This is a genomic window from Mycolicibacterium rutilum (assembly GCF_900108565.1).
Classification (GTDB): domain Bacteria; phylum Actinomycetota; class Actinomycetes; order Mycobacteriales; family Mycobacteriaceae; genus Mycobacterium; species Mycobacterium rutilum.
On record NZ_LT629971.1, the window covers coordinates 146,465 to 164,061 of the forward strand.

Consider the following 17,597-nt stretch of genomic DNA (forward strand, 5'->3'; position numbering starts at 1 on the left):
TAGGTGCCCGGTGCGCGGTTCGTCAGCAGGTTGATCGCAGTCGCGGCCAGTGCGTACTGGTCGATACGACGGCTGACGTTCTGGCGGGGCCGCCCAGTCGCGAAGTCGGTCAACAAGATTCGGTAGCCACCCGAGAACGGGTCGGCGACCAGGATGTTGGCCGGCTTGACGTGGCGGTGCACGAGTTGGTGTTCGTGCGTGTAATCGAGCGCGGCGGCGACGCCGTCGACGACCGTCGTCACCGCCGTTACCGGCATCCCGTCGGGGTACCGCTCGCGCATCAGCCGTGCCGCGCCGGGCCCGTCCACCGGTTCGGTGGCCACCCACAGCCGGCCGTCGGCCTCGCCGTGACCGAGCACCGCGGTGATGTTGGGGTGACGGAGCCGTGCCGCGATCTCGATGTCCCGGTCGAACTGGGCGCGAAACTGCGGGTCGGCCGAGACGTCGGCGTCCAGCACCTTGAGCGCGACGCGCCGTGAATCCTGTTGCCGCTCCGCCAGATAAACGGTGCTGGATCGTCCGGCCCCGAGCCGGTCCACGATGGTAAATCCGGCGAACGTCGCGCCGTTGGCCAGGGCCACGCGGTCTATCGCTTCTGCAGCAGCGTCGTGCCGTCGCTGCCCTTGGTGTGGCTCAGCATCTTCGCGAAGCAGTGCTCCCAGTCGTAATTGTGGTCGACGCACCAGCCCAGTGCCTGTTCGCCGGTGTTGAACGGTACTCCCGACACGGTGACCCACCAGGTGCGGTCACTGTAGACCGGCCAGTCCCCCGACCACAGCAGCCGGGCGCTGGGGTACTGCTCGCGGAACGCCAGGTGCTCACGCAGGATCTCGGGATTGGTCCAGGTGATGCCGTCGGCGAACAGGCCGGGCCGCTTGGAGCTGAGCTGCGGCTGCCACATGTCGAGCAGGGTGGAGTCGATGACCGAGCGGTCGGCGGCGGCGATGTCGTCGAGCGCGGACTGCGCGGCGGTTTCGAGGTCGCCGCTCTCGGGTGCGCCGGCCTTGTCGGCGGTCACCGCGGTCGCCGAGCGCATGCTCGAACCCGGTGTGGTGTCGTAGCCGTCGCGGTGCGGGATGAGCTCCAGATCCCCGCTGATCGCGTCGGCGGTGCGCCAGTAGGTGCCTGCCGGGAAGGTGAAGTCGACGGTGGTTCCGCCGCTGCCGACCGCGATCGGTGTGCTGCCGAGGTCGAAAACCCCTGAGGCGACGTTGTTTCCGGCACCGTCGACGACGGCGACGCGGAATCCGCGGTTGGCGAGCAGGTCGCCGTTGTCGCAGCCCGGCGTGATGTGAGTGGAGATCATCAACCCGCTGTTGGTGAAGCGGACCGTCTCCGGCTGCAGCAGCGGCGCCACGTCGCAGGGGCTGACCTCGTCGACCGCGGCCGGAGCCGCGTTCGGTCCCGACGCCGCGGTGTTGCGCGGCGACTCGTCCGATCCGGTGAGCGCGAAGATGGCCGCGGCCGCCACGATGCCGACCGCGACGACCGCGCCGGCGATGAGCATGGGGTTGCGCGACGTCGGCGTCCGCGACGGCGGCGCTTCGGCAGGCGCGTCCCCGCCGATGGGCAAGGGCGTCTGCGCTGCCTGCGTGTGGGCGAACGGCGAAACGGGCGGGATGGCCGTCGTGGGCGGCTCCGGCACTTCGGAGTACGCATGCGTCGGTTCCGAAAAGCTCACTGTCGGCGCTGAATTCGCGATCTCGTCGGCTTGCCGGAACGCGTAGTCGGCGAGCTGATTGGCCTCAGCGTTGACGGTCTCGGCCGTGGGTTCGACGGTCTCGGCCGGGAACGGCAGGTAGAGCACCACGATGTCGGACGCGAGATCGAGGCGGTACCGACCGTACGAGCGGCTGCGGTACTGCGGCGGGATCGCGCCGTCGACGGCCCCACCGATCGGCGCCAACAGGGCGAGGGTGCCGGGGCCGTGCGGCCCGAACACCATGGTTTGCAGTCCACCGCCGGTCACCGACAGGTCTTGACGGTAGACGTGATCGTCGATCTGGTTCCACCCCGTAGCGGTGAGCCGGGCACCCAGTTCCGGCGAGACCTGCACGGACTCGGCGGGCGCTTGTCCGGAGAACGACGACAACTGCCACAGCGGAACCATCTGCGCACCGGCGAAGATGGTGGCGACGCCGGAGGGGACCTCCCCACCGGCGGTGCTGATTGCCCAGTTCCACTCTGCGGGCATCCGCTGGATCGGTTTGAGGAGGTTGTCGATGATGCCCTGTCCCTCGCCGCCGGTCACGAAGAAGGCGATCATCGAACCGGCAGGACCCTCGAAACCGAGCCACATGCCCTCGACGCCCGGCAACTCCGCCGCGCCGGCATCGGACAGCTCGGTGTCGCGGAAAGCGGGTGCGGTCGCGAGCAGCCCCTGGACGTGTTCATCGAGCGGCCGCGGCCCCCACGACAGCAGGGTGAGCCCGCAGGCGTGGAACATCCTGTATGCCAACTGTTTCGCATCGTCGTCCGGCAGACCCGGGTTGACCAGCGGCACCTGCAGATCGGTCGAAGCGGGCTTGTCGCTGCCGGCCGACGCCTGCGCGGTGAGCGGATTGGGCGCGGCGGCCATTGGTTGCGCCGCGGCGGTCGGTTGTGGGGCCAGCGGTACCGGGTTCGCGGCCTGCTCGGCATTGCGCAGCGCCTTCGGAAGGGTCCAGCGCTTCCAGAACACCTTCTCGACGTGGCTGATCATCCCGTACTGCGTCGTCCACTGCGACAGCCACATGCCGACGAACGTCAGATCCGATTCGTCGTCGGGAAACACATTGATCGACAGCGTCGGCGGTTTGGCACCGCGGAACTCGAACCCGCGCGGTGAGTAGTTGAGCGTCCCGTCACCGTCGACCCGGCGCCAGCCCACCCGCGAGAACCTGCTGTCGCAGACCTCGACCGCGCGCTCCGGGGGCAACGTGGTGGCGATGGTTTTCTGCCGACGGGCCAACAGCGACAGGGTCCACATCAACACCATGAGGCCGATCAGGACCATGAACAGGACAAATACTGCGTCCATCGATCAATTCACCTCGAAAAAGCCGGAGCGGCTGACGGTTTCGGCGATACCGGCACCGGTGAGGAACAAGCCGTGCGCAGCCGATCACACGTGGGGCGGTGCAAGGCCGGTCCTTTCCGTTCGGTGAGGCATCACATTGACATAGGCAACGATATTTTGCTCAAGCCGTACGCGTGGAGATATACGCCGTTTGACCGACATCGCGGCTACGGTAGCCATACATCAGTATCGGCATACTGGTACGCTTTCCCCCGCATCAACCGGTCCAGTTAGCGAACAACGGACAATACAAATGTTCAGGGCCGGTCTGATCGTTGATCTAGACAGGATCGCAATAGCTGATAAATTTGACGTGCACGACAACCGAGCACGCGATTCCTGGCCGCGCCGCGTCGGGAAAATATTGCGGACTCAAGAAATGGTTGATCTAATCGATCAGTCACTGAATTAGCTGAAATGGGGATTGGGGTTCGTGCCGGGGGCTACTCGAGAAGAGACAGACGTCGCGGTTGCCGTGATCGACGGCCACGACGTCGTCCACGCCGGCATCGAGGCATGGGTGACGGGCAGCCAGCCACGGATGAAGGTCGTCGGCCATTACTCGCATCCACGCGACTTTCTCGACCACCACCCGAGCGCATCGCCGGCCATCGACGTCGTGCTGTTCGGCCTGAAGTACGAGGGCCATGTCCCGGAGTTCGACGCGCTGCGCGACCTGTGCGCCCGCGGCTACCGCGTCGTCGTCTACTCCTACCTCAGCGGCGACGAGATCATCCTCACCAGCCTCGACGCCGGCGCGGTCACCTACGTGCAGAAGTCCGAGAGCGGTCAGCACCTCGCCGACGCGATCTATGCCGCCACGACCGATACGCCCTACGTCGCGCCGTGCATGGCGCGGGCACTGCGCAACGGTGAGGTGATGGGCCGACCGCGGTTGAGCAGCCGCGAGCGCGAAGTGCTGATCGCGTGGTGCCAGACGGAGAACAAAGACCTCGTCGCGCGGCGCCTGTTCGTCGAACCGTCGACGGTGCGCACCCACCTGCAGCGGGTCCGCGCGAAGTACGCCGCCGTGGGCCGGCCCGCTCCGACCAAGGCGTCGCTGATCGCACGGGCGATCCAGGACGGCATCCTCAACGTCGACGATCTGTGATCGTCAGCTGGCGGCGCCGGCGATCCCGATCGCGATCAGGATGACCACCCCGACGGCCGCGATGCCCAGCGCGATCAGCAGCACGAAGCACACCGCCGACAGCACCAGCGGCAGCAGGCAGACGCCCCCGAAGCCGATCGCGGACTTGGTCGCGGTGTCCATCATGCGCAGGTCCAGGTCGGCGAAGTTGACCACCACCACCATGAGCACCAGCGCGGCGATCGCCAGCACCAGCGCGACCTGTTGGAACGTCGCGCTCGGAAAGTTCAGGATCTCGTGCACCCAGCTGAACGGCCACTCGGTCGTCGGCGGCACCTTGGGCGTCACCATGATGTGCGCGATGAGCGCCGCGACCGCGACGGCCGCCGCGCCGAGCGCCCGCAACGTCAGCCCCCGCTTGATCGCCTGATTACGGTGCCGGACCGCCGCGGCCTCGGCGGCCTCGATCTCGCGCCGACGTTCCTGTTCGGCGGCTTCGGCGGCCGCAACGGCCTGCTGGTAGTGCCGGGCCAGGTCGCCGACGCCGTGGGCGAGTGCCGTCGTCGCGATCTGTTGCGCGTCGGCGTCGGCGTTGTCGGGGTGGCGTGCGGGCGGCCTGGTTTGCGCGCACAGCGCGGCGAACCAGTGCGGTCCGCTGCGGTCCATCTGCGTGAGGTCGCGGTGCAGATCGGTCAGGCAGGCCGGTGACAGGAGCGCGGCGCGCGCGACGCCTTTGGCGCGGGTGATGCGCCGCGGGATGGCCTCGCGCACATCGACGCCGACGTCCACGCCGGCCACCCTGGTGGTGGCGGCCTGCACGATCGCGGCCGCGGCGGCGTCGATCCGCTGGTCGACGTCCTTGGCGTACCGCGACAGCCGCGCCAGCGCGTAGTACTCCGCCGACTGTCCGGCGGGCCCGGCTTTCTCGTCGAACTGGGTTTCGACGAGCGCGGCGACGACGTCGGGTTCGAGCGACTGCAGCAGCGGGTCGCGCGGCCAATCGTCGCCGGCCTGCAGATAGCGGATGGCGAGGTCACGCGAATTGATCGGCGCGCCACGGTAGATCACGTCGCTGCCGCGATAGTGGGCGGCGAACTCGAGGATGCGCGCGTCGATCTGTGAGCGTCGTCCGCCGACCGGCGTGAGCAGGTTGGTCTCGATGTGGGTGTCGCGGACGTCCTCGCGGATCCAGGCGCGCAGCGCGTCGCACTGCTGCTTCGACGTGAACAGCGAGACCGCCGCATCCCAGTTGGTCACCATGTGGGTGGCGAGTTGGACCGGGTCGGTGAAGCGTCGTCGGGCGAACCGGAACGCCGGAATCGGCCGGTCGCCGCGGATCCCGGCCGGTCGTGCCGCGGCGACGGGCGGCGAGTCGCCGTCCAGCCACGCGCGGATCTGCGGTGCGCTCCACCGGTCGACGGGGTTGTGCACCAACAGCCCGCGGCACAACAGGTTCCACCGCGGGTCGGCGACCGCGGACAGGTCGATGTCGCCCATCGTGATGGCGTGCCGGATGGCGTTCTCGTCGCGCAGCGGCCGCCCGCTGCCGTCCTTGAACGGGTGCTGGCCGGTGAGCACCTCGCACATCATCATGCCGACGGCCCACCAGTCGCGGCTGCGGCCGGCGTTCGGGGTGTTGAGCGTCTCGGGTGACTGATAGACCAGCGTGCCCTTGATGCCGCCGGTGGTGTCGCGACGCGACTGCCGGGTGGCCGCCAGTTCGGCGGCGATACCGAGGTCGGCGAGCACGAGATCGAGCGGCTGACGGCTCCGGATCAGGATGTTGGCCGGTTTGATGTCGCGGTGCACGATGCCCATGCGCTGATGGATGTACTGCAGCGCCTCGGTCATCTCGACGAGGATGTCCAACGCGAGTTCGGGGGCCCGGCCGCCCGAGCGCGCCAGCAGCGTCTCCAGCGAGCCGTCGGGCAAAAAGTCCATCACCTCGATGAAACGCGGTGCACCCCAACCGGTGTAGGTCGATCGCGTGACAGGCAGGACGTGGGCCGGGTCCGCGGTGGCGAGACGGTCGACGAAGGACTGCGACAGCGTGATACCGCGGTGGTAGATCTTGACGACCTTGCAAACGCCGTCGCGGCGGCGGCGGATGACCGCGACGTTGGCCTCGCCGCCGGAGTCGAGGTCTTCGATCAGGTCGTACTCGGCTTCCAGGTAGTCCGGCAGCCGCAGGGCGCTCCTGGGCGGCGCATGATCGCGTTGAGTGTGTGGCCGCTGGTCGCGTTGTGTCGGCGGGCGCTGATCGCGCTGTGTCGGCGGCCGCTGATCGCGTTGCGTCGGTGGCCGCTGGTCGCGCTGTGTCGGTTCACTGGCCATCCGCGGCCCCCGGTATCGAGATCAGCGCGAACGAGAAGTTGTCGTGCGCCCCCGCCTGCCGGGTGGCGTCGATAATCGCCTCGGCGGCGTCGGCGAAGTCGGCGGTCATCACCGCGGCGCGCAGCCCGGCTGCGGTCATCATGCCGCTCACCCCGTCCGAGCACAGCAGGTAGCCGGATCCGTCGCGGGGGTGCAGCGTGATGTGCGGGTCGATGGGCAGCCGCTGACCGAGGGACTGGGTGATCGTGTTCGTCGGCCGTCCCTCGGCGTCCAGTATCGCGTCGTCGATCGAAACCTGCTGCAGGAAACCGCTGTTCACGCTGTAGACCCGGCTGTCGCCGACGTTGAAGACCACGACGTGCTCATCGAGGACGCAGATGCCGGCGATCGTGGTGCCCATCCCCCGGAGTTCGGGGTTCTGGCCGACCTGGAACACCCGCTCGTTGGCCTGGTGCAGGCCGTTCACCACGTCGTCCGGCGTGCTCCAGTGCGTCGACACCTCGGCGATCGCGCCGAGTGCCACCCTGCTGGCCAGGTCGCCGCCCGCGTGTCCGCCCATGCCGTCGGCGACCGCGGCGACGAACGGCGCGTCGGCCGAGAACCGCATGCTGACAACGCTTCCCACAGCCGCCTGACACGACCACCCACCGATGAGCAGAGCGTCCTCGTTGCGCTTGCGCACCAGGCCGGTGTCGGTGAACGCGGTGACGGCGATGTGGGTCACTGACCGGTCCTCCTCATCGCCACGACCGCCCGCAGATGCGCGCCGAACCCGATGACGTCGCCGTCAGCCAGGGCGGTCGGCTGGTATTCGTCGATCCTGTCGCCGTTGACCGTCGTGCCGTTGGTCGACGCCTGGTCTTCGACGGACAGCTGGCCGTCGCGCAGCGTGAGCTTGGCGTGCAACCGCGACACGTTGGTGAACTCCTCGATCTGGGCGCCGCACCGGTCGGCGTGGTCGCGGCCGATGATCAGCTCGCCCTCCTCGAGCGCGACCGGTCCCCACGGGAACCGCAACTCCGTATCGGTCTGCGCGGTGGCCTGATTCGCGGTGATGTACGCCGCGGCCTCGGCTGCGTCGCGCTTGGCGCCCGTCGAATGCAGCGGGCACGGCACCGGCATGTCGCAGCCGGGCTCCGCGCACGCCTGCGGCTGCGCGGCATCCACATCGGGCTCGACCGGTTCGAAGCAGCCGGGCTGCTCGCAGACGTCGCCGGTCAACCGGCCGTGGGCGCGGCATCTCATCGGGGTCGCCACGACACCTCCTCGAGTTCGACGCCGCTGCTGCGCAGGGCGGTTTCGAGGCGGCGCAGGTCGCCGCGGCGCGGGATACCGATCATCCAGACCTGTCCGTCCTCGACGGTGACCTGAAGCGGCGGGTGCTCCGCGCGTTCGTCGAGGAAGGGCCCGTATCGGAGCCGCCCGAGGTCGGTGAGCGGGATCAGCCGCTGGTTGGCCGAGCCGCGCCACAGCAGGTCGGTCGGTTCGGTGATCGCGAACGCCCCGACGATCACCGCGTCGATCAGGTCGGCCGCCCACGGGAACGCGGCGTGGAACTCGGCCTCGTCACGGCCGGTGTAGCACAACACATCACCGGCGAAGTGGCCATCGCGACGCAGTCTTTCGATCCCCTGGAGCAGGGCGTGCAGCGCCGCGGGTTGTTCGGTCGGCTCGCCACCGGAGATCGTCAGCCCGTCCACCTCACCGAGCCCGGCGAGCCAGGCCAGCACGTCATCGACCTCGAGTGCGGTGCCGTCGCCGTGGTCCCAGGTGTCCCGGGACACGCACCCCGGGCAGCCGATCGTGCAGCCCTGCACCCACAGCCCCGCCCTGATACCGGGACCGAGCGCGGTGACCGGATGGTGCAGCCGAGAGACGTTCAGCTTCACTGGAGTTCGAGCTCCCAGTTCTGCCCGAGCTGCTTGGCCTGCACGATCTGCACCGGAACGGACCCGGCGTCGGGCATCGCGAACAACGCCCGCGACAGCGGGTTGATCAGCATGGTCTCGATCGCCGAGACGACGCCGCGGCCGCCGTTGTTGGAGTCGGCGGTGGCGGCGGTCCGGATGGTGGTGCGCGCGTCGTCGGACATCGTGATCGGGACGCCGAACCGGGTGGACGCGGTGTCCAGCGCCCGCGAGATCGACCCCTCGGCGATGTCGGCGAGCACGTCGGAGGGCAGGAAGTTGAACACCACCACGCCCTCGCGCAGCCGGTTGTACAGCTCGGGACGGCCGAGGGTCTCGCGGAAGTGGATCTCGATGTAGTCGCGCACCTTGGTGTCGATGACGTCGGGCGGGTCGGCGATCGTGACATTGTTGACCGGGCGTCCGTCGGGTCCGGGCACGACGATGCCGAGGTTGGTGGTGAACACGATGATCGACTCGGTGAAATGCACTGTGGCGCCGCGGCCGTCGGTGAGCCGGCCGTCGTCGAGGATCTGCAGGAACTTGTCGAGGATCCGCGGGTGGGCCTTCTCGATCTCGTCGAACAGGATCACCTGGAACGGCCGTGCGCGCACACCGTTGGTGAGCTCGCCGCCGGCGTCGAACCCGACGTAGCCGGGCGGCGCGCCGATCAGCCGGGCCTCGTTCTGCTCGGCGGCGAACTCGCTCATGTCGAACCGCAGATAGGCCTTCTCGTCGCCGAACACGATCTCGGCGATCGCCTTGGCCAGTTCGGTCTTGCCGACACCGGTGGGCCCGGCGAAGAACAGCACGCCGCGCGGCCGGCTGGACTGGCCGCGCATGTGCGCGCCACCCAGGCCGATCGCGGCGCGTTTGAGGATGTCGAGGGTGCGCATCACCGCCTGCGGCTGGCCGAGCACCCGTTCGGCGAGTTCGACGTCGGCCTGCGCGATACGTTCCCGCAGTTCGGGTTTGACCCATGGGTTGTCCGGTACGCCGATGCGGTAGGCGCGCACCGCGTCGGCGATCGCGGTGGCGGGCACCTCGCTGGCCGCCGCCAGCGCGCAGATGTCGCGGATCGCGCGGCAGTGCAGCCCGTGGGTGAGTTCGGCGAACGTCTCGATCAGCGCGTCGCCGCCGTCGACCGGGAAGCCAGGCACCCGACGCAGCATCACGTCGCACATCTGCAGCCGCGCCGCCAAATCCGGCGTCGGCACCACGGTGGTGCGGATCGCGTGGTTACCGGAGCTGAACCACGCCGGCAGGTCACCGGGCTGGTCGATCAGCCAGACGATCACCGGGTAGCTGCCGCCGAATCGCACTGCGTCGTAGGCCAATTGGTTCGCCGTGGCCAGGAACGTGCGCTGCTCCTCGGTGAGCGGATCGTCGAACAGCCGCCCGGCGTCGGGGAACATCAGCGCGATCGGCGCGCCCGGGTCGACGCCCGGCTGCACCGCGGTGATCGCCTCGAGCACCTGGCGCAGCATGTCCCACGACAGCCGGGTGCCCAGTTCAAGATTGCGGACCGCGCCGAGGATACGGCTCGCGTCGGGGCTGAACGACCCGGTCTTGTCGGCGACGACGCCCAGGCCCGCCGAATGCGTGTAGGTCAGCATCGCGGCGAATCCCTGCTGGCGCAGCACGAACCACAGCGCGTCGGTCATCGACATCGGCCAACGCCGGCCGGTAGGATCGTCGAGCAAATACATGTCGCGCAGGTTGCCGGTGAGGATCAGCTGCGGGTGCATGCGGGTGGCGAGGTCGATCTCGCGGATCCAGGCCGGCCGCGCATCAGGTGCGGTCACAGCGTGCGGCCTTTCTCGGCGGGCCTGGTCGCCGCCCTGGTGGCCGCCGGCTTGGCGAGCTTGTCGTCGGCGACCTTCTGCACGGCGTAGGCGCCCGGTTCGTGGCGCAGGTCGACGTCGAGGTCGACGCCGTCGCGCTTGGCCAGTTCGATCATCTTGTCCAGTGCATCGCAGAACACGCGTTCGGCGGCGGCGTCCTCGTCGGCGGTGGTGAGCACTGCGTCCGAGCGCACGGCCTGCGCGGTGAACCGGTTGGAGCCGGGTTCGAGCCGAACCTTCAGCCCGTAGTGCGAGGAGCCGTTGCGCGCCACTGCGGCGTTCGCGCTCGACAGGTCGGTCGAGAACTGCGGTCCCACCACGTAACCCAACTCCTGGAGCGCCTTGTTCATGACGCGCACGACGTGCTGACGGTCGGCCTCGGCGTCGGCCTGTTCGATCGCGGCCTCGACCGCCGCGGTGAGGTAGTCGGGGACGGCGGTCACGCCGTCGGCAATCAGCGTGGCGACGCGCTCGCGCAGCGCGTCGGCGCCGGCCACCCCGTCGAGGCGGGCCTGCATGGCGAGCAGGTCCGCGCGCGTCGCCGCTTGTGCCTCGCGTTGAGCCGTGGCGGCTCGACTCTCCGCGATCAGGAAGTCGAGTTCGTTGAGCAGCAGGCTTATTCGCGATTCAGATCGGCAGCGGTGGATGTCGGCGATGAGCTCCTGCGCGCGGGCGGCGTCGTGGTCGAGGTGCGCGAGGTCGCGGATCCGCCGGTCGATGCGCTCGTTGACGCGGTCCCAGTCGACGGTTTCGGGTTGGGGTTCGGGCGCGCGGGTCTGTCGCCAGCGCGACGCGCGGTGGTCGGGTTGGTGTTGCGGTTCAGCCTGCAGGGTGGCCACCAGTTTGGCGACCTGCGCGGCGTGGGCGGTCTGCGCGACCTCTTCACGCGCGGCCGACAACGCGGTCGCCGCAGTGGCGGTCGCGGCTTCCAGAGCCTGCGCGGCGGCCGAGAATGCCGCGGAGTCGGCGCTCGCCGGCGGCGCGGCAGGGCGTTCGCATGCCGGTGCTTCTCCCGCGACAGCGGCCAGCGCGGCGCGCCGGGAAACGATTTCCTGCCAACGGGATTCGGCGCGTGCGTAGGCGGCCTTCGCGTCGCGCAGCATCCGGGCTTCGCGTTGTTCGGCGGTCTCGACGTGGTAGGCGCCGCCCTTCGGGCCGCTCACAGCCTGCGCCGTCCGCTGAAGGGCCCGGCCACCGCGCGGGTGGCGAAGTAGGCGCCGCAGTACAGCAGGATCACCATCAGTCCGGCGGCGTTGCCGCCGCAGGTTCCGTCGAGAGTCGAGGTGTAGACGGCGTGCAGGCCGAGCGCGACCGCGGCCAGTCCGGTGACCACTTGCGGCAGCCGAATCACCAAGAGGCCGAGCACGAATGCCGTCGGCACCATCACCGCGAGGATCACCATGTCCGAAGTCGTGCCGTAGGTCAGGAACGTCGTGACGGCGACAAGCGCTTCCACCGCACCGAGCAGCGCCACCCCGACGCCGAACCGGAACGGCTTGTGCAGCGTGATGAAGGAGGCCGCCGCGGTGAGCGCGGCGACGGCGAGCAGCAGCGCGAGCGCGGTCCAGCGCAGCGGCGTCGCGACGCCGTTGCCGCACACCCCGTTGACGAACGACGCGATGGCGGGAAAGAGCAACAGGATCGCCATGCCGTCGAACAGCAGTACCGAGGGCCTGCGCAGGAAGTCGGCGAGCGCGAACACCGCCGAGGCGATACCCATGCCGATCGCCACCATCAGCACACCGCTGTCGGTGGACCCTGCCGAGGAGACCACGCCACCGAAGGCGACCGCGGTGATCAAGCCGTTGACGAACGGCCCGATCGCGCTCTCGTCGGTGCCCAGGTTCTTGGTGATGCTCACCGAGTGCTCCCAGTCGTCGACGGCTCCGCGCGTCCGCGGAACACCTCATCGTGGCCGACGCGGGAGCGTGTGGGTATCGACCGTTCGACTGACATTTGCCGTCGCAATCCATTGAGCAGGGGCGTTTGCTGTGGGAGCATCTGCGCATGAACCCGGAGGACGACCCGGAGGCCCGGATCCGGCAGCTGGAGCAGCCGCTGGCCGGCTATGCGACCGAACTGGGGAGCACGGAATCCGCACCCACGTCGGCGCTGCCGCCGCCCGTCTACACCGGCCCGTACGATCAGTCGCCTTATACGGCGCCCCCGTTCGGTGTCGCGTATCCGCGGATCGAGAAGTCCGGGCCGCCGATCGGGCTCATCATGGGTCTGATCGCGGTGGTGTTCGTGCTCATCCTCGGCGGGATCGGCGCGGTCGTGTGGATGATGTCGTCGAACACGGGCGGTCGGCCCGGCATCGTCAGCGGCTCTTCGGGTGACAACGACGAGTGGACGTTCGCGCCGACCTGGACGATGCCGAGCGTCCCGTCGGAGGTGGCCCCGTCCGATGAGCCGCCGCAGGTGGCGGTCGCGCCGGCGGGCGGGAGCTACAGCGTCTCCGGCGTCGACAACGTCGAGACCATTGAATGCAACGGCAGCAACATCAGCGTCAGCGGGGTCAACAACACCGTGACGCTGCGCGGTCACTGCCTGAGCGTGAACGTCTCGGGCGTCGAGAACAAGGTCGACGTGCGCAGCGCCGACCGCATCAGCGCGTCAGGCTTCGACAACGAGGTGCGCTACCACGAAGGCCAACCCGAGATCACCGTGACGTCACGCAACGTCGTCGCATTGGGCTAGGTCCGTCGCCCAGCTCCCCGCGAGTTCTACACCAGGGCTGCCGCTCACCGGAAATCACGACCCTCACGTAGAACTCGGCGCATCGCTAAGCCGACGCCGCGCCCAGCTCCCCGCAACTTGCCCGCGAGTTCTACACCAGGGCTGCCGATCGCGCGAAATCACGACCCTCACGTAGAACTCGGCGCGAGCCAGTCGAGGATCCGCGTCGCCAACTCCGGGCCGCAGTCCTCCTGGACGAAGTGGCTGCCGTTGATGCGGGCGTGCGGTTGTCCGGTGGCACCGGGCACGTGCGCGATCAGTGGGCGGTCGGCGCGGCCGAGAATCGGGTCCTTGGCGCCGAAGATGCACAGGAACGGTTTGTCCCAGCGGCCCAACGCGTCCCACGCTGCGCGGTTGGCCGGTAGCGCGGGATCGTCGGGCGTCGTCGGCACCAGCGCGGGAAAGGCGCGTGCACCGGCCTGAAATCGCTTGTCGGGGAACGGCGCATCGTATCCGGCGCGGATGCGGGCCGGGACGTCGGTGACAGTGCCGAACGCGACGATACGCCCGGCCGGAAACACCGGCGTGTAGCGGGCAAAGGCACGCCAGATGCGAAACGGCAGGTTCGCCTCCGTCTGCCCGGCGGGCAGGAACCCGTTGGCCACCACGATGCGCGCGATCCGGTCACCCTGCTCGGCGGCGATCCGCAACCCGATCAGCGAGCCCCAGTCCTGCACGACGATGGTCGCGTCGCGCAGATCGAGCGCCTCGAACCACGCGGTCGCCCACTCGACGTGGCGCTGATAGGTGTAATCCGTGATGCGGGTGGGCTTGTCGGAGCGGCCGAATCCGATCAGGTCCGGGGCCAGCACGCGACGGCCCGCCGCCGCCAGGGGCGGAATCATGGTGCGGTACAGGTAACTCCATGTCGGCTCGCCGTGCAGCAGGACGATGGGCTGCCCGTCGGACGGGCCCTCGTCCACGTAGTGCATGCGCACGGGGTCGGTGTCGGTGGCGGCGACGTCGACGTAATGCGGCGCGAACGGGTAGCCCGCGAGGTTGGCGAAGCGGACGTCGGGTGTGCGCAGAACCTCCATGAGTCCACCAGCGTAGACCCGCGGGTCCCCCGATCGGAGGACAACGGATTCCACCCGCTGCTCCCCCAGTCGCCCGACATACATCGTCGTCGCGGTGCCGCATCGTTGAGTCATCACCGGAACACCGGAAAATGAACTCACAGAGGAGATCACGACATGAACGCCAACACCACCACCCGCATCGCCCGCTTCTTCGCGCTGCCCTTCGTCACGGCCGGGCTGCTCGCCAGCGCCTTCTTCTTCTCCGCGGCGGCCCACGCCGGCACCTACTCGCCGGACAACTCCCCGCGGCCGGGCATCGTCGCGACGCCCGACACCCACGCGCACCACCACAACGCCGGCCCCGGCGTCCTGCACCACCGCCACGGCTACTTCCACGTCCAGGGCATGCAGCCCTGACAGCCCTCCACATAAAGAGGCCCTCCCCGATGGCGTATTCGGGGAGGGCCTCGCTCATGTTCGCCGAGTTCTACGCCAGGGTCGTTAAATCGCGTTATCCACAGCCCTGGCGTAGAAGTCGGCGGTCGAGCACACTTCTGCCGGTCGCTGGCCTCGCTCATGTTCGCCGAGTTCTACACCACGGTCGTGCAATCGCGTTATCCACAGCCCTGGCGTAGAAGTCGGCGGTCGAAGACACTTCAGCCAAGTCGCTCGCCGCGACGCATTTCGCCGAGTTCTACACCACGGTCGTGCAATCGCGTTATCCACAGCCCTGGCGTAGAGGTCGGCGGTCGAAGACACTTCTGTCGGTCGTCGCCGCGACGATCCGGGCATGTGGCAACCATTTCTCGGCCCCGAGGCGATCGCCGACGGCAGGCTCACCCGCGGCCAACTGCGATGGAACAACACCGCGATACTGCCCCGCGTCTACATTCCTAACGACGCCGAGCGCACGATCTACACCAACGCCGTCGCGGCGTGGCTGCACTCCGGGCGTCAAGGCATCATCGCCGGACGAGCGGCCGCTGCGCTGCACGGCGCGAAATGGGTCGACGCGTCGACACCTATCGAGATCATCACGAACCATGGACGCAGGCGGCCGGGCGTCATCGTCCACGAAGAGCGCATCGCCCCTGACGAGATCACCTACGTGGGCGACCTGCAGGTCACCAGCGTCGCGCGTACCGCGCTCGACTTGGCCCGCCACCTGCCCCGAAACTCAGCGGTCGCACATCTCGACGCCTTGGCAGCGGCGACCGGTGTGACCGCCGGCGACGCCCTCGCGCTCATCGACCGCTACCGGGGCGCACGCGGCGTACGACGTGCCCGCGCCTCGCTCGCGCTGATGGACGGCGGCGCCCAGTCACCCGAGGAAACCCGCGTGCGATTGATCCTGATCGACGCCGGGCTGCCCGCCCCGCGCACACAGATCAGGCTCGCCGACGGATACGACGAAGCGTTCCTCGACATGGGCTACGACGAGCCGATGGTCGGACTGGACTACGACGGGCTGCACCACAGCGAGAATCGACGACAGTACGTCTACGACGTCGGGCGCGCCGAGTTCGTCGACCGCCAAGGCTGGATCGACATCCACGTGCTCAAGGAACACAGCCGCGGCTACATCCTGCACCGGGTCTTCGAGGCATTCGCCCGACGCGGTTGGACGCCGCCGAGTTCTACACCACGGTCGTGAAATCGCCGAACGCACGACCCTGGTGTCGATCTCGGCGCTAAAGGCGAAACTTAGCCGCGCGCCACCGGCCGCGACGGATCCGAACTCCACTCCGACCACGAGCCGGGGAACAGCGCCGCGTCCACGCCCGCCTCCGCCAGGGCGGCGACCACCACCGACGCCGTCACCCCCGATCCGCAGTACACCGCGACGTCCGATCCGGGCACCTCGACGCGGGGCAACAGTGTGCCGTCGTCGGCGAGCAAGCTGGTGCTCGGAACGTTGACCGCGCCCGGGATGTGCCCGGCGACCGGGTCGACGGGTTCGACGTCGCCGCGGTAGCGCTCCGGGGCCCGCGCGTCGAGCAGCACCTTGCCCGACACGTCGTCGGCGCTGACGGTCGGCAGCGCGCCGGCGTACAGGTCGTCGTGCGCGACGGTCACATCGCCGGCCGGCGGCTCGACGACACCCGACTCCAACGCACCGCGCCACGCCGCCAGTCCACCGTCGAGGATCCGCACGTCCGGAATGCCCGCGGCCGTCAGCACCCACCATGCCCGCGCCGAGCCCGCCCGGTTCCAGTCGTCGTAAACCACGACGGGCACGCCCTGCCGCACGCCCCACCGTCGCGCCGCCTCCTGCACCGCGGCGCCCGACGGCAGCGGATGGCGTCCGCGACCGGTGACGCTGTGGTCGCTGAGGTCGTCGTCGAGCGAAACGTACACCGCGCCAGGCAGATGCCCCTGCTCGTAGGCGGGGCGTCCGTCGGGCTCGGCGAGCTGCCAGCGGACGTCGAGCAGCGTCACCGGCTCCCCGGCATCCAACAGTCGCTGCAACTCGTCCGCGCTGATGAACACGTTCGTCATCTCTCAAACGGTAGCCGCGGGCGGCGGACCGATCTTGTCGGCCAGCGCCTCGACCACCGCGGCCAGTTCGTCGACGATCCAGCTGTCGCTGCGCCGCCGGTACACCTCGAGCAGCGACTGGTAGTACCACAGGTGGTCATGCGGATTGGACGTGTTGAACCGCTCCCACACCGCGTCCCCGTAGCGGCGCAGGTCGCGCAGGATCGCTCGCGCGTTGTCCAGCTTGTCCGCCATCGACACGCGAATCGTACTGTCCGACACCGTGTTCAGATGCGCGATGTAGTTCTCCTTGCGCTCGCGCCACGGCGGTTTCGGGGTGATGACGGTGTCGCTACACTCCTCGACGATGCCGGCGACCTCAGGGCCGAAGCGGGAGTCGATCTCGGCCAGCGTCGCCTCGCCGCCCTGATCCTCGGCGGCGTCGTGCAGCAGCGCCGCGATCGCCTCGGTCTCGGTGCCGTCGGCCTCGATCACCAGCCCGGCGACCGACAGCAGGTGCCCGACGTAGGGCACCTCGCTGGCCTTGCGGGTCTGCGTGCGGTGCAGTTCGGCCGCGTACGCGAGCGCTTCGTGGAACTTCTTGCCCAGCCGGGGCGACGTCGTCGTCTCGCTCATGGTTCCTCCCTACGCCGAGGAGGGCGCCGGGTCCAGCATCACGACCCGATCGCCCTGCCACTGGTAGCGCACACTCGACTCGGGCTGGTCGGGCGTCTTGTACTTCAGCACGACGGTGTCGTCGTTGCTGGCCGCGGAATCCAGCGACGTGAACCCGCGCGCCTTGGCAGTGCCGGTGCCGACGTATTCGCCGTGATGGAACATCAGCGCCTGCACCGGCGAACTGCCGGTCGCGCCCTCGACGGTCACCAGCATCGAGGACAGCGTCGCGCACGGGTCGTAGTTGCTCTCGACGGGCACCGGATCCCACTTGGCGCCGGTCAGCGGTTCGAACGGCAGCTGAGCCAACGCGAACCGCATCGCGGCGGCCTCGTCGGGCCCGCAGGTCTGCGCGGCGGCGAGGGGACTCGCGATCACCGACAGGCACGTCAGTGCGGCAGCCGTCGTCGCAGCGACACATCGAGTCATTTGTCTCGGCTTCCCTGGCTCGGT

Annotated in this window: 16 protein-coding genes and 1 pseudogene; 4 read left to right on the top strand and 13 right to left on the bottom strand. The window is 68.9% G+C overall.

What is annotated here, in order from left to right:
* Window positions 1-107: 107 nt before the first annotated feature.
* Window positions 108-683: pseudogene (locus BLW81_RS29805) on the bottom strand (protein kinase domain-containing protein); the annotation flags it as partial.
* Entirely contained in the window at window positions 587-3,019 is a 2,433-nt protein-coding gene (locus BLW81_RS29530) for a hypothetical protein (protein WP_162277391.1), read from the bottom strand. The pseudogene BLW81_RS29805 and the gene BLW81_RS29530, both read right to left, overlap by 97 nt.
* A 514-nt stretch (window positions 3,020-3,533) precedes the next feature.
* Here BLW81_RS29530 and BLW81_RS00685 point away from each other — a divergent pair.
* The gene (locus BLW81_RS00685; protein ID WP_235632135.1) at window positions 3,534-4,169 is read left to right on the top strand and encodes a LuxR C-terminal-related transcriptional regulator; all 636 of its coding nucleotides are present in this window, start codon (window positions 3,534-3,536) and stop codon (window positions 4,167-4,169) included.
* A 3-nt stretch (window positions 4,170-4,172) separates the two neighbouring features.
* On the opposite strand, the gene BLW81_RS00690 is transcribed toward BLW81_RS00685, so the two are convergent.
* The 7 genes from BLW81_RS00690 to BLW81_RS00720 are packed head-to-tail and all read right to left on the bottom strand — an operon-like array spanning window position 4,173 to window position 12,094.
* Window positions 4,173-6,482, bottom strand: coding sequence for a serine/threonine protein kinase (locus BLW81_RS00690; RefSeq protein WP_083405517.1), 2,310 nt, complete (start codon window positions 6,480-6,482; stop codon window positions 4,173-4,175).
* Window positions 6,472-7,206 carry a PP2C family protein-serine/threonine phosphatase gene (locus tag BLW81_RS00695; RefSeq protein ID WP_235632136.1) on the bottom strand — a complete coding sequence of 245 codons (735 nt, stop codon included), beginning with the start codon at window positions 7,204-7,206 and terminating at the stop codon, window positions 6,472-6,474. Before BLW81_RS00695 ends, BLW81_RS00690 begins: the two co-directional genes overlap by 11 nt.
* Window positions 7,203-7,739 carry an FHA domain-containing protein gene (locus tag BLW81_RS00700; protein ID WP_083405518.1) on the bottom strand — a complete coding sequence of 179 codons (537 nt, stop codon included), beginning with the start codon at window positions 7,737-7,739 and terminating at the stop codon, window positions 7,203-7,205. Before BLW81_RS00700 ends, BLW81_RS00695 begins: the two co-directional genes overlap by 4 nt.
* A complete protein-coding gene (locus BLW81_RS00705; RefSeq protein WP_083405519.1) occupies window positions 7,724-8,371 on the bottom strand; it encodes a 4Fe-4S cluster-binding domain-containing protein in 648 nt (215 codons plus the stop codon). The genes BLW81_RS00700 and BLW81_RS00705 overlap by 16 nt, the downstream gene beginning before the upstream one ends.
* Window positions 8,368-10,194: an AAA family ATPase gene (locus tag BLW81_RS00710; RefSeq protein ID WP_083405520.1), complete on the bottom strand. Its 1,827-nt coding sequence runs from the start codon at window positions 10,192-10,194 to the stop codon at window positions 8,368-8,370. The genes BLW81_RS00705 and BLW81_RS00710 overlap by 4 nt, the downstream gene beginning before the upstream one ends.
* Window positions 10,191-11,396, bottom strand: a complete 1,206-nt coding sequence (locus tag BLW81_RS00715; RefSeq protein ID WP_083405521.1) for a hypothetical protein — start codon at window positions 11,394-11,396, stop codon at window positions 10,191-10,193. Before BLW81_RS00715 ends, BLW81_RS00710 begins: the two co-directional genes overlap by 4 nt.
* On the bottom strand, window positions 11,393-12,094 hold the full coding sequence (locus BLW81_RS00720) for a hypothetical protein (protein WP_083405522.1): 702 nt from the start codon (window positions 12,092-12,094) through the stop codon (window positions 11,393-11,395). Before BLW81_RS00720 ends, BLW81_RS00715 begins: the two co-directional genes overlap by 4 nt.
* Before the next feature lie 146 nt (window positions 12,095-12,240).
* Between BLW81_RS00720 and BLW81_RS00725 the strand changes: the two genes are divergently transcribed.
* Complete coding sequence (locus tag BLW81_RS00725; RefSeq protein ID WP_173839560.1) at window positions 12,241-12,933, top strand: DUF3060 domain-containing protein; 693 nt, start codon at window positions 12,241-12,243, stop codon at window positions 12,931-12,933.
* 167 nt (window positions 12,934-13,100) lie between these two features.
* Here the strand turns inward: BLW81_RS00725 and BLW81_RS00730 are convergent, their stop codons facing one another.
* The gene (locus BLW81_RS00730) at window positions 13,101-14,009 is read right to left on the bottom strand and encodes a haloalkane dehalogenase (protein WP_083405523.1); all 909 of its coding nucleotides are present in this window, start codon (window positions 14,007-14,009) and stop codon (window positions 13,101-13,103) included.
* A gap of 156 nt (window positions 14,010-14,165) precedes the next feature.
* Here BLW81_RS00730 and BLW81_RS00735 point away from each other — a divergent pair, with 156 nt between their 5' ends.
* Window positions 14,166-14,408, top strand: coding sequence for a hypothetical protein (locus tag BLW81_RS00735; protein ID WP_083405524.1), 243 nt, complete (start codon window positions 14,166-14,168; stop codon window positions 14,406-14,408).
* 373 nt (window positions 14,409-14,781) lie between these two features.
* Window positions 14,782-15,645, top strand: a complete 864-nt coding sequence (locus tag BLW81_RS00740; RefSeq protein ID WP_083405525.1) for a hypothetical protein — start codon at window positions 14,782-14,784, stop codon at window positions 15,643-15,645.
* 50 nt (window positions 15,646-15,695) lie between these two features.
* Here BLW81_RS00740 and BLW81_RS00745 read toward each other — a convergent pair whose 3' ends face one another.
* The 3 genes from BLW81_RS00745 to BLW81_RS00755 are packed head-to-tail and all read right to left on the bottom strand — an operon-like array spanning window position 15,696 to window position 17,522.
* On the bottom strand, window positions 15,696-16,490 hold the full coding sequence (locus tag BLW81_RS00745; RefSeq protein ID WP_083405526.1) for a sulfurtransferase: 795 nt from the start codon (window positions 16,488-16,490) through the stop codon (window positions 15,696-15,698).
* 3 nt (window positions 16,491-16,493) lie between these two features.
* Window positions 16,494-17,105 (bottom strand): HD domain-containing protein, encoded by a 612-nt coding sequence (locus tag BLW81_RS00750; protein WP_083405527.1) that lies wholly within the window; start codon window positions 17,103-17,105, stop codon window positions 16,494-16,496.
* Between the two features lie 9 nt (window positions 17,106-17,114).
* Window positions 17,115-17,522 (bottom strand): LppP/LprE family lipoprotein, encoded by a 408-nt coding sequence (locus BLW81_RS00755; RefSeq protein ID WP_157897528.1) that lies wholly within the window; start codon window positions 17,520-17,522, stop codon window positions 17,115-17,117.
* Between the last annotated feature and the right edge of the window lie 75 nt (window positions 17,523-17,597).